15 protein-coding genes, 1 tRNA gene, 1 rRNA gene and 2 pseudogenes are annotated in these 15,368 nt (G+C 36.3%); 4 read left to right on the forward strand and 15 right to left on the reverse strand.

The genetic code is table 11. The annotated features are described in order from the left end of the window. Window positions 1-306: 306 nt before the first annotated feature. Window positions 307-606, forward strand: a pseudogene (locus ACIP9C_RS22130) (transposase); the annotation flags it as partial. Window positions 607-685: 79 nt separating this feature from the next. Here ACIP9C_RS22130 and ACIP9C_RS22135 read toward each other — a convergent pair. The 3 genes from ACIP9C_RS22135 to ACIP9C_RS22145 form a co-directional block, all read right to left on the reverse strand. Beyond that, window positions 686-1,129, reverse strand: a complete 444-nt coding sequence (locus ACIP9C_RS22135; protein ID WP_401014741.1) for a hypothetical protein — start codon at window positions 1,127-1,129, stop codon at window positions 686-688. 657 nt (window positions 1,130-1,786) lie between these two features. Beyond that, complete coding sequence (locus ACIP9C_RS22140; protein ID WP_401014744.1) at window positions 1,787-2,707, reverse strand: iron-hydroxamate ABC transporter substrate-binding protein; 921 nt, start codon at window positions 2,705-2,707, stop codon at window positions 1,787-1,789. A 224-nt stretch (window positions 2,708-2,931) separates the two neighbouring features. Beyond that, window positions 2,932-3,792: an alpha/beta fold hydrolase gene (locus tag ACIP9C_RS22145; RefSeq protein ID WP_401014747.1), complete on the reverse strand. Its 861-nt coding sequence runs from the start codon at window positions 3,790-3,792 to the stop codon at window positions 2,932-2,934. Between the two features lie 184 nt (window positions 3,793-3,976). Between ACIP9C_RS22145 and ACIP9C_RS23135 the strand changes: the two are divergent. Continuing rightward, window positions 3,977-4,208: pseudogene (locus ACIP9C_RS23135) on the forward strand (site-specific integrase); the annotation flags it as partial. 53 nt (window positions 4,209-4,261) lie between these two features. Here the strand turns inward: ACIP9C_RS23135 and groL are convergent. Both groL and groES read right to left on the reverse strand, forming a co-directional pair. Continuing rightward, the gene (groL, locus tag ACIP9C_RS22150) at window positions 4,262-5,896 is read right to left on the reverse strand and encodes a chaperonin GroEL (protein ID WP_173478891.1); all 1,635 of its coding nucleotides are present in this window, start codon (window positions 5,894-5,896) and stop codon (window positions 4,262-4,264) included. Window positions 5,897-5,952: 56 nt separating this feature from the next. Beyond that, the gene (gene groES, locus ACIP9C_RS22155) at window positions 5,953-6,237 is read right to left on the reverse strand and encodes a co-chaperone GroES (protein ID WP_173478892.1); all 285 of its coding nucleotides are present in this window, start codon (window positions 6,235-6,237) and stop codon (window positions 5,953-5,955) included. 172 nt (window positions 6,238-6,409) lie between these two features. Between groES and ACIP9C_RS22160 the strand changes: the two genes are divergently transcribed. After that, on the forward strand, window positions 6,410-7,174 hold the full coding sequence (locus ACIP9C_RS22160) for a CPBP family intramembrane glutamic endopeptidase (RefSeq protein ID WP_401014752.1): 765 nt from the start codon (window positions 6,410-6,412) through the stop codon (window positions 7,172-7,174). A 39-nt stretch (window positions 7,175-7,213) separates the two neighbouring features. On the opposite strand, the gene tatC is transcribed toward ACIP9C_RS22160, so the two are convergent. The 3 genes from tatC to ACIP9C_RS22175 all read right to left on the reverse strand — a co-directional run bounded on the left by tatC (window position 7,214) and on the right by ACIP9C_RS22175 (window position 9,023). After that, the gene (gene tatC / locus ACIP9C_RS22165; RefSeq protein ID WP_401014755.1) at window positions 7,214-8,035 is read right to left on the reverse strand and encodes a twin-arginine translocase subunit TatC; all 822 of its coding nucleotides are present in this window, start codon (window positions 8,033-8,035) and stop codon (window positions 7,214-7,216) included. A 20-nt stretch (window positions 8,036-8,055) separates the two neighbouring features. Beyond that, on the reverse strand, window positions 8,056-8,271 hold the full coding sequence (locus ACIP9C_RS22170; RefSeq protein ID WP_228134172.1) for a twin-arginine translocase TatA/TatE family subunit: 216 nt from the start codon (window positions 8,269-8,271) through the stop codon (window positions 8,056-8,058). A 116-nt stretch (window positions 8,272-8,387) separates the two neighbouring features. Beyond that, complete coding sequence (locus ACIP9C_RS22175) at window positions 8,388-9,023, reverse strand: redox-sensing transcriptional repressor Rex (RefSeq protein ID WP_401014759.1); 636 nt, start codon at window positions 9,021-9,023, stop codon at window positions 8,388-8,390. Window positions 9,024-9,407: 384 nt separating this feature from the next. On the opposite strand from ACIP9C_RS22175, the gene ACIP9C_RS22180 reads away from it, so the two are divergent. Beyond that, the gene (locus tag ACIP9C_RS22180; RefSeq protein ID WP_401014762.1) at window positions 9,408-11,351 is read left to right on the forward strand and encodes an ABC-F family ATP-binding cassette domain-containing protein; all 1,944 of its coding nucleotides are present in this window, start codon (window positions 9,408-9,410) and stop codon (window positions 11,349-11,351) included. A 464-nt stretch (window positions 11,352-11,815) separates the two neighbouring features. Here ACIP9C_RS22180 and tsaD read toward each other — a convergent pair whose 3' ends face one another. The 7 genes from tsaD to rrf all read right to left on the reverse strand — a co-directional run. Continuing rightward, complete coding sequence (gene tsaD, locus ACIP9C_RS22185) at window positions 11,816-12,835, reverse strand: tRNA (adenosine(37)-N6)-threonylcarbamoyltransferase complex transferase subunit TsaD (protein ID WP_401014765.1); 1,020 nt, start codon at window positions 12,833-12,835, stop codon at window positions 11,816-11,818. After that, window positions 12,835-13,287, reverse strand: coding sequence for a ribosomal protein S18-alanine N-acetyltransferase (rimI, locus tag ACIP9C_RS22190; protein ID WP_401014768.1), 453 nt, complete (start codon window positions 13,285-13,287; stop codon window positions 12,835-12,837). Before rimI ends, tsaD begins: the two co-directional genes overlap by 1 nt. Next, window positions 13,280-13,987, reverse strand: coding sequence for a tRNA (adenosine(37)-N6)-threonylcarbamoyltransferase complex dimerization subunit type 1 TsaB (gene tsaB / locus ACIP9C_RS22195; protein ID WP_401014771.1), 708 nt, complete (start codon window positions 13,985-13,987; stop codon window positions 13,280-13,282). Before tsaB ends, rimI begins: the two co-directional genes overlap by 8 nt. Then, window positions 13,984-14,436, reverse strand: coding sequence for a tRNA (adenosine(37)-N6)-threonylcarbamoyltransferase complex ATPase subunit type 1 TsaE (gene tsaE, locus ACIP9C_RS22200; RefSeq protein WP_401014775.1), 453 nt, complete (start codon window positions 14,434-14,436; stop codon window positions 13,984-13,986). The genes tsaB and tsaE overlap by 4 nt, the downstream gene beginning before the upstream one ends. Window positions 14,437-14,547: 111 nt before the next feature. Beyond that, window positions 14,548-14,901, reverse strand: coding sequence for a hypothetical protein (locus ACIP9C_RS22205; RefSeq protein WP_401014778.1), 354 nt, complete (start codon window positions 14,899-14,901; stop codon window positions 14,548-14,550). A gap of 163 nt (window positions 14,902-15,064) precedes the next feature. Then, window positions 15,065-15,140, reverse strand: a tRNA-Asp gene (locus tag ACIP9C_RS22210). Window positions 15,141-15,276: 136 nt separating this feature from the next. Then, window positions 15,277-15,368 (reverse strand): 5S ribosomal RNA (gene rrf, locus ACIP9C_RS22215); the annotation flags it as partial.

Here is a 15,368-nt window from a genome sequence, read left to right on the forward strand (position 1 = left end):
AAATTCCCCTATAGGATTCGTATTAGAATATAATACTAATTAAATCTTAACAAACTCATGCATCAATTCTTAAGATTTTCTTATTGTTGTCCAATATATATTCATTATGCCGAATAGCCCAATTCGCCTTATGATTATATAAAATTCCAATTTAAACACATATTACTATTTATTTATAAAATTGATTTTCTTTAAAGAACACATCTGTCATTCGGTTATTAAAGGGCGTAGGGAAATGGAAGGGGATATTATAAAAGGGGTTTTTAATTGCAAAGAATAACCACTCCTCAACCAAGTGATCGGGTGATTCTTCATTCAGATCAAGGGCGGCATTATCAAATGAAAAAGTACCAACGAACATTAAAGCAACATGGAATTACGAAGAGTATGTACCGTAAGGGCAATTGTTTGGACAACGCTGTCATCGAAAATTACTTTGGCTTATTAAAATCTGAACCTCTGTACCTACAAGAATTTGAATCCTTGGCACATTTTGAACAGGAACTTAAAGAATATATATTCTATTACAAACACAAACGAATGAAGGAAAAATTAAAAGACCTAAGTCCCGTAGAATACCGAACTCAGATCTTAGAAGTTGCTTAACTAAATATGTCTAACTTTCTTGGATTGGATCAGATCAAATTTAGTTAACGTTGAAATTCCCTCTCTAATAAAAGAGGTTTTACGAAATGAAAAATCCAACTATATAATGACTAACAAAAATTGCAACATAAATTAAAGTAATATAAGGTTGATAATCAATATAAAATTCTTTGTGTGTTAGCCTGAATTTATGCGGAATTAAAACCCAACTTAAATAATCAATTATTATTGAAAGTATTGTCCATTGAATAACGGTATTAAGCATAAATTCTTTTACGTTATCCGTATCTATTCCTTTACTATATAGCCATAGAAAAATTGGAAATATTAAAACGTTGTAAAGAACCTGATAGGGTCTGGATTTTACATAAACTGGTGATTTTAAAAAAGCAGTGCCAGCCTGTTTTGCATTTTGAACACCAAAAAATTTATTGGAAATTATCATATGTATAAAAACTACTAACGTTGCGACTGTATATGCAAGTAACAGCCATAAAAAAGACATACCAAAATTATTAAACAATTAACTTCACCTTCCCTTTATATAGAAATAAATACCATTTTTAATACAATTATCCCATAAAACCAAGCATCAGTAAATGAAATATTCAAATAAAAATACCTTTAACCTCGATTGGATAGCTTCACTTATGGTACGAAACCGCATTGAAAAAACCATTCCTCATAATTAATAAAAAACATGAGAAATGGTAGTTGCTTTGTAATTTAATAGTGATTAACACTACCTCAAAAAAGGAAGTATTGAAACATGTATTTCTAGGCTCTCTAATGCGAAAATGCCCACCTTTAAAAGCTGTGTAAACCCTTGCTACGAAAATTCAACATCATGGCGCCCGTTAGGTGGATTGTGTTAGCAAAATTATAGAGAAAATAATAAGAGATGAATTTATTGCGAAATGTATTGGTATCATTGCCTAGCCTATGACCCTCAAAAGAAAGTTTTAAGGTATGGTAACATTAATAATACATTGAGCATTATAGCTGCACGCGAAAACAAGAGTATTTAAAAAGATGACTCCGGTACTGTACCGAAATCATCTCATTGCAGCCTAGAATTATAGTGTCTCTTTTTTTAACTGTCCATTAAACAGGGCTCAATTCAATTACCCCATTCTGTGTTTTCAATATTATTTAAAGTAAATATCTCTTATAAAACAGCTTATTTTAAAAATTGTTCTTCAAAATATTTTAGCTGATAATCTAAAGTTAGAGAATCGTTAAACATAAAGGCATTTCCATCCACTTCAATTACATGGTCGTTCTTCACTGCTGGCATTTCTTTATATAGTTCTGTCTTTTGGTAGGAATTATCTTGGTCATTGTATTTACTCACAACCAAGTAGTTTCCAACATAGTCAGGTAATACTTCAGATGATATCATGTAGTATCCTTCTTTACTTGTCATTTCTTTTACTTTATCAGGCATTTTCAGATCCATTGCCTGATAAAGAACCTCTGTGCCTCTTCCCCAGCTATTGCCAAGAATACCTATATCTTTATCGTAACTTTCCATTACAGTCACCGTTGAATTTTCGCCAACTTTTGCTTTAATTTTATTTCCTACAGTAGTTGCACGGCTTTTGAAGTCATCAATCCAGTCTTGAGCTTCTTTTTCTTTGTTTACCAATTTACCAATTTCTAAATGCTGTGTTAAATAATCGACTTTATTATACGTATAGGTAACTGTTGGGGCAATTTTTTTCAACCTATCCAGGTTATTATTATCGCTGTCTCCTATAATTAAATCTGGTTCTAATTCAATAATTGTCTCTAGATCCTCATCTGACACAGTTGTAACATCTTCTAATTGCTCTTTAAATAACGGACTTGCCTTAGCCCATTCGTCTACCCCTACGATATTGACGCCAAATGAGATTAAGTCACCTGCATTACCATTCAAAACTACTACTCTTTTCGGATGAGCAGGTACTTCAATAGGTCCATTTTCAGATTGATATGTAATTGTTTTACTTTCATCCTCTTTACTTGCATTCTCTACTGTTTGATTTTTTGCGCTATTGCCACAGGCACTAAGAAAAAGCACACACATGAAGATGAAAGGTATTATAAATCTTTTCAATTTAAGATTCTCCTTTATATTTATTATCATTATCGTTTTCACAGAATAATGATAATGATTATCATTACTATTTAAAAATGATAGTCTCCTTTTAATCTTTTGTCAATAGCAGTTTAAGATAGATAAATAATGAGATAAAAAAGTAGCCTTGTTAAAAACAATTTAACAAGGCTACTTTAACTATCTTCATCTACAATCGTAATTTGTTTAAGAAGAACATGTTGTTAATAAACTACGTGATTACTTTCTTGTTTCCACAATAGAATTTCATTAGCAACTTTTTCAGGAAAGTCCCAATGAAGGTGGTGTTTAGTGTTTTCTATACCTATTACCTTTAAATCTTTAATGCCTTTTTTAATTTCCTGTATTCCCTTTTTTCGGGCTGAATCTGTCGGTAGAATTGTTGCATGAAGTAATAAAACAGGACACTGAATACTTTCAAAAGTGGTTGAACAAGGCTCTTTATAGAATGCCTTAATAATCGCTAAAATACTGAAAACATCAGCCTTAAATATATAATTATCATTAACCTTTTTAAAGCTAGATGCTATTAATGAATTAAGATTTGCATCCCATTGCTTTGTTGTGTAACTTTGGTATTCTTTGACCACTTCGTCCCAAGAACCATATATACTGGACTCAACATATTCTTTCCATTCTATCAAGGCTTTTTCCTCTGTCAGTCCATCAACATGTTCAGGAAACGCATATCCTCCATCTAATAAAATAACGCCCCTTACCTTAGCAGAAGATATTTTTGCGATGTGTAGGCAAAGGTCTGCCCCCCAAGAATGTCCCAACATGTAAAAAGGTTTATTCGTAATCTGTTGTATTACTTGATAAATACTCTTTGCTAAGGAGGAAAACATATAATCCTCCTCCAGTTTTAGTGAATCAGTTTCTCCATGTCCTGGGTTATCTATAAGAATAAGATGAAAATCATTTATTAGGTAGTCAATAAGCCCAGTAAAACTTTTTAAATCACCAGTCATTCCGTGAAGACAAACAAGTGAAGGAAGGCTGTTATCACCAAATTCACATCCGTAAAAAGTATTGTTATCTACTGTTATTTGAAACTTCTTCAATTCTATTACTCTCCCTCAACTTCATCTATTTTGTTATATTCTTTGTTCTGTTAATTTTTAAATAACTTACCACGTAAAATTATCATATGTCCATTTTTATTGTATTTTACTGCAGCTTTATTAAAATGCATAATTTTACAATATATAAAATATTCCAGCATCATTTCACATCTATTTGTAAAATAATGGGGTGGCTAGACTGCTTACAATCGCAATGTTAAACCCTGACTTAACACCGCACACTCATTTAAACTTACACAAACTTCACTATTAGCAGGTGTCACACTCGAACAAATCATGGATAAACTTGGCCATTCAGATGGTCAAATTACCCAAACGTCTATCTCCATGTAACGAAAGAAATGAAAAAAGAGGCCTCTCACAAGTTCAGTGAACTTATGAGAAGCCTCCGTTAAAATGCTATTATCCCGTTCATCTTATACAAAAGATTAAAGGTTTCAGCGGCTTATTACATCATGCCGCCCATTCCACCCATGCCGCCCATATCAGGCATACCTGGTGCTGCTGGTTCTGGAATATCTGCAACAACAGCTTCAGTAGTTAATAATAGAGCTGCTACAGATGCTGCATTTTGTAGAGCTGAGCGTGTTACTTTTGCTGGATCTACTACGCCCGCTTCCATCATGTTTACCCACTCGCCTGTTGCTGCGTTGAAACCGACACCGATTTCTTCGCGTTTTAGGCGATCTACAATGATTGAACCTTCAAGACCTGCATTGTTTGCGATTTGGCGAACTGGCTCTTCTAATGCACGAAGAACAATTTTCACACCTGTTGCTACATCGCCATCAACTGCATCAGCTGCTTTTTCAACTGCTGCGTATACGTTTAGAAGTGCAGTACCACCACCTGATACGATACCTTCTTCCACTGCTGCACGTGTTGAGTTCAATGCATCTTCAATGCGAAGTTTGCGTTCTTTTAATTCTGTTTCTGTTGCAGCTCCAACTTTAATGACTGCTACACCACCTGCTAATTTTGCTAGGCGTTCTTGTAATTTTTCTTTATCGAATTCTGAAGTTGTATCAGCAAGCTGTGCACGAATTTGGCCGACACGACGCTCGATTGCTTCTGTACCGCCAACACCTTCTACGATTGTTGTATAGTCTTTTGTAACAACAACTTTCGCAGCACGGCCTAATGATGTAATATCAGCAGTTTTAAGATCTAAGCCTAATTCTTCTGTAATTACTTGACCACCTGTTAAGATTGCAATATCTTCAAGCATCGCTTTACGACGATCACCGAAGCCTGGTGCTTTTACTGCTACAGCATTGAATGTACCACGTAGTTTATTAACTACAAGTGTTGCAAGAGCTTCACCCTCAACATCTTCAGCAATCATTAATAGTGGACGGCCTTGTTGTACCACTTGTTCTAATAACGGTAATACTTCTTGGATATTCGTAATTTTTTTGTCAGTAATTAAAATGTATGGGTTATCAAGAACCGCTTCCATTTTATCTGTGTCTGTTACCATGTAGTGAGACGCATAGCCACGATCGAATTGCATACCTTCTACTACATCTAATTCAGTTGTGAAACCTTTAGATTCCTCAATTGTAATAACACCATCATTACCAACACGTTCCATTGCTTCTGCAATTAGTTGACCTACTTCGTCGTCAGCCGCTGAGATTGCCGCAACTTGTGCGATTTCCTCTTTATTGCTTACTGGACGAGAAATAGCATGTAATTCTGTAAGAGCTGCTGCTACCGCTTTGTCGATCCCTTTACGGATTCCTACAGGGTTCGCACCAGCCGTTACATTTTTAAGACCTTCACGGATAATTGCTTGTGCAAGAACTGTTGCAGTAGTTGTACCGTCACCAGCAATTTCATTTGTTTTAGAAGCAACCTCTGCTACTAATTTTGCGCCCATGTTTTCATATGGATTTTCAAGTTCAATTTCTTTTGCAATTGTTACACCATCATTTGTAATCAACGGTGAACCGAATTTTTTTTCTAAAACGACGTTACGTCCTTTTGGACCTAATGTCACTTTTACTGCATTTGCTAATTTATCTACACCTTGAAGCATTAATGCACGAGCTTCTTCTGAGAATTTAATATCTTTTGCCATTTGAATTTACCCTCCTGAAATGGAATATTCGTTAAGCCTAATTAATATAATAACTATTATTCAATAATTGCAAGAATATCACTTTCACGTAAGATTAAGTATTCATTGCCTTCATATTTAACTTCTGTACCTGAGTATTTAGAGAAAATAATGTGGTCGTCAACTTTAACGTCAAGCTCTACACGTTGTCCGTTTTCTAATATACGACCTGTCCCAACTGCTACTACTTTACCCTCTTGTGGTTTTTCTTTTGCAGAGTCTGGTAGTACAATTCCAAATGCAGATTTTTCTTCTACCTCGATTAGTTCGATGACAATACGATCTCCTAGTGGTCTTAACAAGTGAAACAACCTCCTATTAATTAAATATTTCTTAAAAGTTTATTAGCACTCTATAACAACGAGTGCTAATACATTTATTATGATAATCAATCAACTGTTTTTTTGCAAGCCAGAACTACGAAAAATTTTGTTTTCTTTCCATATTCCTCTACAATAGAAAGGTAGCTTATGAATGGAAAGGATTTTGACTGTGAATAATACTTTAAAAAACGTACAGCATAAAAAAACGGCTCTATATGTTTTAATCATTTACATTGTCATGCAATTATCAGGAAAGTGGTTACTTTTACCGTTTCATAAATTTGTGATGAGTACAACGGGTTTACCTCATGCACAAGCGGCCCCTATTACACAAGGCTGGTATATCGCACTCAGCTTTGCCATTGCATTGATTTTAAGTTTGACTTTAACTAGTCGCGATAAATCGTTTTGGGATATCTATCAAGGTAAAAAGGAGACTATTCCACTTACCATTATGTGGGGGGTTTTAGGTTTCTTCCTTGTGTTCTTCGGGCAAATGATTGGTGCAGCTATTGAAATGGCTGTATTTGGAATCGAAGGTGGCTCACAAAACACCGCTGATATTGTGGGGATAGCAAAAGGTGCTCCAATTGCCATTTTAGCGATTGTTGTTTTTGGCCCAATTTTAGAGGAATTCGTCTTCCGTCGTGTTATTTTCGGCTCACTTGTCCAAACGACCAACTTCTGGGTGGCAGCCATAGTCAGTGCCATTTTCTTTGCGCTAATTCATTTTGATTTTTCACATATCCTGTTATATACCATTTGTGGTTTAATCTTTGCTTTCTTATACCATAAAACAAAAAGGATTTGGACATCCATTATTGCGCACGTCATGTTGAACGGCTTCGTTACACTTGTACAATTAAACGCAGAACCGCTTCAAAAATTTTTAGAAGAACTGCAAAAAATGCAATAAAAAAAGGAGCTAGATGTGGAAAACATCTAGCTCTTTTTATTAGTCATTTAATTCTTCAATTTGTCGTCGTTGTTCAGCTAACAAACGCTCAACTTGCTCGCGTTCAGCTTCTTTACGCTCTTCCTCTAAAAGCAACGCCTCGGCTTGTAAAAACTTACGATAGCCTCTGCGTGCAATGATAATACTAATCTCATAAATTAAAAATAGCGGAATCGCTACGATAACGTTAGAAATAAAGTCTGGTGGTGCAAGAAATACCGCAATAACGATTAACACAAAATATGCATACTTTCTGAATTTCACCATCAATTCAGGATTTAATATACCTAACCGCGCTAAAAATAATGTCACAACAGGTAATTGAAAAATGATTCCGAACGGCATGACTAGGCGAAACAAAAATGAGAAATATTCGTTAATACCAATTGTTTGCTGTATATCTAAATTCGCAGATAAGCCCATCATAAAGTGCATGACATATGGGAATAAAACATAATAAGCAAATGAAGCTCCTGCTAAAAATAGAAAAAACGAATATGGAATATATTTTAAAGTAGCCTTACGTTCTGTCTCATGTAAACCTGGTGTAATAAATAACCAAATTTGATGAAGAAGCAACGGAGAACTTATAACAAACGCTACAATGACCGTCACTTGCAAGTATACGACAAGGGGATCAGTCACTTTAAACGCGTTTAAAGTTAGTTGCTCTGCTTCTTTACTATATTGAATATGTTTAATAATTGGTTCGGCTAGATAAAAGCCAACTATAAGTGCAATAACAAAGAAAACAGCGCAAATAAAGAGCCGTTTTCTTAGTTCTTCTAAATGCTCTACGACTGTTAATTCTCTTGGATTCATATTAACTTGACATCCTTAACTTACTTAACGTTATCATTTTCTTTATGTTCAATTATTTTCTTTTTTGTATCGTCATCGTCATCAGCTAGACCCTTTGTTGCATTTTTAAATTCACGAAGTGTAGAACCCATTGCTTTACCTAGCTCAGGTAATTTCTTTGGTCCGAATATTAGAATTGCAACCACACCGATAATAACTAGGCTAACTGGTGTAAAAGCACTTAAGTGCACAACCATTGCAGCCACCTCCTCTTATATATATATCATTTTAACTTAAATTTTTTCGTTTGGCGAATTTATTTCAATAGTTTAAACACCATCAATTGTAACAGTTTACAAAATTGTGAATACCTTTATTTATCACTATTTCGTATTAAATAAATGAGCGCTTGTAATTCTACCGACAAATCTATCGTTAATAATTTCATAGTATCTGGTACGGTAATACGCTCTGGCGTAAAGTTTAAAATGCCTTTTGCATTCATTGCTGCTAATCGATCAGCCATCTTTTGAGCAGAGCGCGAAGATACTGTTAAAATAGCAAGGTCTGCTCCATATTCAGCATACTTTTCTTCTAATAAATCAGGATGATAAACGGGAATATTACTTATCATTTTCCCTTCTTTTGGTGCCTTTGAGTCAAATGCAACCACAATATGAGTATTATGATTTTTTTGGAAATTATACTTTAAAAATGCATTCCCTAAGTTCCCCACACCGATTAACGCTACTTTTGTTGTTTCATGCTGATCAAGTGTTTGGCTAAAAAACTGCAATAGATGCTGAACATCATAGCCATATCCCTTTTTGCCAAGCGCACCGAAATAAGAAAAATCACGACGAATCGTTGCAGAATCGATTTTCATCGCCTCGCTCAATTCCTTCGATGAAATACGTTCCATTCCTTCTTGCGCAAAGTTTTGGATAAATCGATAGTAAAGAGGAAGTCTTTTAGTTGTGGCTTGTGGAATTTTTACTTCTTGTTTCAAACTTTTTCCTCCTTATAAACACATCAAATTCACCTAAGCGTATTTGAATACTCATTTTGAAACATGCTTATATGAATCAATTACATTTCAGCGTACATGCATCTAGAATTTTTTAAGCATGCTTGAGAGTCTCCTCATAAAATCTATGACATCCGCTGGGCCGCTAACTTGATTCAGACGGGTTTCAACCCACAGTTCAATGCATATCATATTCATCACCCACTTATAAAAGTGGAGGATTTCCCTTTAGTTAACGGCGTGTTTTACGCCACTAACTAAAGAGAAATCGTTTCAATCTTACATGACAGCATAGAATAAGTAAAGCACTGACATTGCAAGCAATTCCGTCATCCTTTACACTAAGAAAGAATTGAGGTGTCAAGAATGATTGTATTACAAGTCAATCAACTATATAAATCCTTTATTGCAGATGAAATTTTAAGTGGTGTCAAACTAGAAGTACAACACCGTGATCGTGTAGCATTAGTCGGACGTAACGGAGCTGGAAAATCCACTTTACTAAAAATCATTGCTGGTCAATTGTCATATGATTCTGGGGATATTATTATTCCAAAGGGTGTACAAGTTGGCTATCTAGAACAACATGCGGGTCTAAATTCAACTTTATCAATTTGGGACGAAATGATGACAATTTTCGAACCGCTTCTTGGGCAGGAAAAAACATTACGCTCCCTTGAACAGCAAATGGCTGATCCAACGGTTTACGAAAATCCAGAAATGTATGCAAAGGTCATGTCCGAATATGACCAATTACAGCATGATTTTAAAGATGCAGGAGGCTATCAATACGAATCTGATACGCGTTCTGTTCTTCATGGTATGCAATTTTACCCAGAGGATTATGAAAAAGCGATTAGCTCATTGTCAGGAGGTCAACGAACTCGTTTAGCTCTTGCAAAGCTTCTATTAAGTAAGCCAGATTTATTAATTCTAGATGAGCCTACAAACCATTTAGATATTGAAACACTATCTTGGTTAGAGACTTATTTAAAAGGCTATGAAGGCGCTATTTTAATCGTTTCACATGACCGTTACTTCTTAGACCAAGTTGTCTCCATCGTCTATGAAGTTTCTCGTCATCGCGTTACGAAATACACTGGAAACTACAGTGCTTATTTAGACGAAAAGGCGAAAAACTATGAGCGCGATGTAAAAATGTTTGAACGACAGCAAGATGAGAAAGCAAAGCTTGAGGATTTTATTCAAAAAAACATAGCACGTGCCTCTACGACAAAGATGGCACAAAGCCGACGCAAAATGCTCGAACGTACGGAATGGATGGACTCTCCTGACGGTAACGAAAAATCAGCTAGCTTTGGCTTTACAATAGAAAGACAAAGTGGCAATGATGTGCTCTCAATTGACTCCTTAGCTGTGGGCTACGGTGACAAGCAAATATCTAGTGGCATTACACTACGAACTTTTCGCGAAGATCGCATCGCACTAGTTGGACCAAATGGTGTTGGTAAATCAACATTATTAAAAACGATTGTCAAAGATTTATCACCACTTGCAGGGGATATTCGTTATGGTACCAATGTGCAAATTGGCTACTACGACCAAGAACAGGCAAAGCTATCTAGCAATAAAAGCGTTTTAAAAGAATTATGGGATGAATGGCCGTTAATGAATGAAAAAGACATTCGCACTGTACTTGGTCGCTTTCTATTCAGTGGAGAAGATGTAGATAAAGCCGTCAACTCTTTATCTGGTGGTGAGAAGGCTCGGTTGGCATTGGCAAAGTTAATGATGCAAAAGGCGAATTTCTTAATTCTCGATGAGCCTACCAACCACTTAGATTTAGATAGTAAAGAAGTGTTGGAAAATGCCTTAATTGATTATCCCGGAACGCTCCTATTCGTATCGCATGACCGATATTTTATTAATCGCATTGCAACGAAAGTTGTTGAGCTATCTGGTGAAGGTTCTTTTGAGTATTTAGGTGATTATGATTATTTTCTTGAGAAAAAACAGGAACTTTTTGAAATTGCTCAAATGAAGGCTGCTTCTCAGCCGCAAATACAAGCTACAGCTACTGAAAAGACCTCTACCTCCAAAATAGATAGAGAAGCAAAAAAACGTGAGCGCCAAATTAGACGTTCAATAGAAGAATTAGAGGTCAACATGCAAAAGGCAGCTACTGAAATCGCTCGTTTAGAAGAAGCTCTCTGTGACCCTGAAATTTTCACTGACCATGAGAAAATTTCACAACTACAAGGTGAGTTAGCATCTATAAAAGAGCAGCATGAAGTCATTGAAATGGAATGGCTCGAGCTAAATGAGGAACTAGAAAATATTATTTTATAAAATCTAGAAAAGTCATATGCTATGTCATATGGCTTTTTTCTTTACTCGCCTTTATTTTTCATATATATTGGTCAAGTGCTATTTTTCGACAAAAAATGCCCACAACTTTATACACACTATAAAACTAGTAATACCAACATATCAACAGACTTTTCCACACTGTCCACAATTTCAAATTATTTAATCCACATGGTTCTGTGTAAAATGGGCTACTATATATAGAATAATCACAACTTATGCACAAGTTATCCACAATTTGTGCATAAGTACGAATGTTCGCAGTTTTTTTATGCACTTTTTTAACACTTCCTGTGGATAATTTTCTGAAAAATTTGTCAATTAATTATTTTTCTAATATACGTTTATATTTTCTAGCATTATTCATGTTTTTATATGCCATAATATTTTTATAAAAATAAAAAAAGAGACGACTCAGATCAAACTCTGAGCCATCTCTCAAGTGCTTACTCAACCCATGATTTCAATTCCATACCTGGGCGACCATTCATCATCATATTTCCTCGAATACCTGCTTCAAACATCGGGGTTGCAGCAGCCCCTATCATTGCTGCATTGTCTGTACATAATTTCAATGGTGGTACAAAAAAGGGAATACCCTCTTTAGAAAAAATCGCCTCAAGGGATGTACGCAAACCTTTATTAGCAGCTACACCACCTGCTGCGATTACTTGCTTAACTTTATATTCGCGCGCTGCACGCAATGTTTTTGCAGTAAGTACTTCAACTACACTTTCCTGAAAGCCTTTTGCAACAGCTGTTGGAGAAATCTCTTCACCACGTTGATCCATATTGTGCTTATAATTAATAACTGCTGATTTTAAACCGCTAAAGCTAAAATCATAGGATTGTTCCTCAAGCCATACACGTGGAAAAGCAACTGCTTCTTGACCTTCATGTGCTAATTGATCTATACGAGGACCTCCTGGATATGGTAAGCCTAACACGCGTGCAACTTTGTCATAGGCTTCCCCTGCCGCATCATCCCGCGTTTCTCCAATTACTTCAAATGAGCCATGTTCTTTCATATAAACAAGCTCCGTATGTCCCCCTGATACTACAAGGGCTAATAGTGGAAACTCCATTGGTTGGACAAGTGCATTGGCATAAATATGACCTGCAATATGATGTACGCCCAAAATCGGTACATTGTTAGCAAATGCAAACGCTTTTGCTGCGTTAATGCCAATTAACAGTGCCCCTACCAGACCAGGACCTTCTGTAACAGCTACTGCATCTAGATCAGATGGCTGCATATTTGCTTGTCTTAATGCCTCTTCAATAACAACCGTAATTTGCTCTACATGGTGACGTGATGCAATCTCGGGTACAACGCCACCAAAACGCTTATGACTCTCAATTTGTGAAGCAACTACATTTGAAACAATTTCAGAACCATTACGAATAACAGCTGCTGCCGTTTCATCACAGCTAGACTCAATTGCTAAAATAACTCGATTTTCCATTATAAATTCACCCACATGACTAGGGCATCCTCCCCATTATCTGTATAGTAACCTTTACGTATGCCACCATCTTGGAAGGCAAGCTTGCGATAAAGATTTTGTGCCACCGTATTCGTTTCACGTACCTCTAGACTCATAACGTCCATTCCGTGCTCTCGTGCAATACGCATCGCTTCCCGCATTAAGCCTTCTCCAATTCCTCGACCACGAGCTGCCTCTGTAACAGCCACATTTGTAATTTGAGCCGCATCTATGACCATCCACATTCCACAAAAACCTATTATGCTATTGTTTTCATCTACTGCTAAAACATAGTGTGCATATTGATTTTCATGCATCTCATAGTAAAAAGAATCCAATGTCCATGGCGTTGGGAATGTAGCAAGTTCAATCGCATAAACCGCTGGTACATCCTCCGATACCATTTTACGATACATTATATTACTACTCATGTGCTTTCTCCTTTTGCTCTTTTAACCAGTTTGCTTCAGCCTCAGCAATACGTTTATATTGCGGAGTAAAATGATGTACTTCCTCCACACTCGGTAATTTCGCTGTGCTTGCTAAACTAATGGCTGCACTCGCACGTGGCAAGTCCTCATGAAGAGGTGCACGATACGCATTATGTCCAAGGACTTCAACAATTTTATCCCAAAATAGATCGACATCTACTCCTATAAATAATATAGGTGCATCTAAAGCCTTCAAACGGCCTAACAGTCCTTCAATATGATCATGATAATCCTCTATAACTACATCCAGCTCTGACCCTTTATAAACAGCTGTGTATACATTGCCACGACGTGCATCAAATATAGGACATATTAGTCCTTCAAAAAGCGCTGCATTTGTTGCTAATACTTTTAAGCTTGAAACACCGACTAATGGCTTCTGTAATGTCCATGCCAATGTTTTAGCAAGCGTTACTCCAATTCGTACACCTGTATATGACCCTGGCCCTTCTGATACAGCAATTGCATCTAACTCATTTGGCTTTACACCAACATTAGCTAGTATCGTTTCAATTGCTGGCATTGCTCCTGCAGAATGCGTTAATTTTATATTTTGTACAACCTCTGCCAACACTTTTCCATCCTTAACAACTGCAACAGAAAGTGGCGCATTCGCTGTTTCAATTCCCAACCAAATCATTTCATTAGCTCCTCACATATTGCCTCATATCGCTTGCCATAAGGCATTAACACAAATCGTCGTTCGTATTCACTAACACGGTAAATTTCAATTCCTAAACGCTCTTTAGGTAAATCCGGTTCAATTAAATGTGCCCACTCGATAACGGATACCGCATCACCATAAAATAGCTCGTCCCACCCAAGATCCTCATCACTTTCAGCCAAACGATATACATCCAAATGATTAAAGGGTAAACGGCCTTCATATTGTTTCACAATAGTAAATGTAGGGCTATTAACCGTTCTAGTTACACCTAACCCTTTTGCTAAAGCTTTTGTAAATGTCGTCTTCCCAGCACCTAAGTCGCCCTCTAATGTAATTGTATCTTGTGCCACAAGTAAATTTGCTAGCTTCATGGCAAAATGCTCTGTATCTTCTAGTGAATTCATTATTTTTTCAAATTTCATCTCTATGTCCTCTCCTAGCTCATTACTTCTAGTTTACCGAAAGACACGCAAATGTTCAAAGTATCGGGTTAATTTCAAAAAAATAAACACGTCTCTATGTCGAAGACGTGTTTACTCCCTTGTTGAATATCCCTTCACAGCAATAACCTCTTTCCCTACTAATTTATCATCTTTAAATTGAACTATATAAGCTTGTGTTAATAGTATTTCATCATTCCATTGATAATAATTATTTCGAATCATCTCACTAGCGCCACCGCCAGCAATTTCAACTACTTCCATATAGGACATACCTTGCTTTAATTGCTCAAATTCATTTTCATTCATATGTTTTTGCCAATGATACGAATTCGCTTCTTCTATATCAATAATTGGATCTCCACAGCCAACTAGAAAGACATAAATCATTAATAGCAAGCTGCCATAATGTAATCGCTTGCCAATAGTGTAATTTCGCCTGGACACATCTCCATCCTCTCTTGAAAAACCTTTACTTACTATAGATATGCTACACGCACCAATATAGTGCCCCAATCGTAGTAATATCAGCACTTCTGCTAATTCTCAGTTCAAAATAAAAAAAGCCCTTACGATATATTCATATCATAAGAACTGTATATTTAATAAATGGCGGTCCCGACCGGGATCGAACCGGCGATCTCCTGCGTGACAGGCAGGCATGTTAACCGCTACACCACGGGACCTCTTTAAGACATATATAAATATAACATATTATATATAAAAGCACAATACTATTTTTATATTTTCAAGTATTTTTATTGACCTTTTTTGTAAAAAAATATAAAAATAACAGTCAGCACACAGCTGACTGTTTTAATTGCCTAGCGACGTCCTACTCTCACAGGGGGAAGCCCCCAACTACCATCGGCGCTAAAGAGCTTAACTTCCGTGTTCGGTATGGGAACGGGTGT

Source organism: Lysinibacillus sp. NPDC093210 (assembly GCF_044753985.1).
Classification (GTDB): domain Bacteria; phylum Bacillota; class Bacilli; order Bacillales_A; family Planococcaceae; genus Lysinibacillus.

What these genes read in the sequence shown, in the direction of transcription:
- groL (WP_173478891.1), bottom strand. Translation starts at nt 5,896, where the DNA reads ATGGCAAAAGATATTAAATTCTCAGAAGAAGCTCGTGCATTAATGCTT.
- ACIP9C_RS22160 (WP_401014752.1), top strand. Translation starts at nt 6,410, where the DNA reads ATGGAAAGGATTTTGACTGTGAATAATACTTTAAAAAACGTACAGCAT.
- tatC (WP_401014755.1), bottom strand. Translation starts at nt 8,035, where the DNA reads ATGAATCCAAGAGAATTAACAGTCGTAGAGCATTTAGAAGAACTAAGA.
- ACIP9C_RS22170 (WP_228134172.1), bottom strand. Translation starts at nt 8,271, where the DNA reads ATGGTTGTGCACTTAAGTGCTTTTACACCAGTTAGCCTAGTTATTATC.
- ACIP9C_RS22180 (WP_401014762.1), top strand. Translation starts at nt 9,408, where the DNA reads ATGATTGTATTACAAGTCAATCAACTATATAAATCCTTTATTGCAGAT.
- tsaD (WP_401014765.1), bottom strand. Translation starts at nt 12,835, where the DNA reads ATGGAAAATCGAGTTATTTTAGCAATTGAGTCTAGCTGTGATGAAACG.
- rimI (WP_401014768.1), bottom strand. Translation starts at nt 13,287, where the DNA reads ATGAGTAGTAATATAATGTATCGTAAAATGGTATCGGAGGATGTACCA.
- tsaB (WP_401014771.1), bottom strand. Translation starts at nt 13,987, where the DNA reads ATGATTTGGTTGGGAATTGAAACAGCGAATGCGCCACTTTCTGTTGCA.
- tsaE (WP_401014775.1), bottom strand. Translation starts at nt 14,436, where the DNA reads ATGAAATTTGAAAAAATAATGAATTCACTAGAAGATACAGAGCATTTT.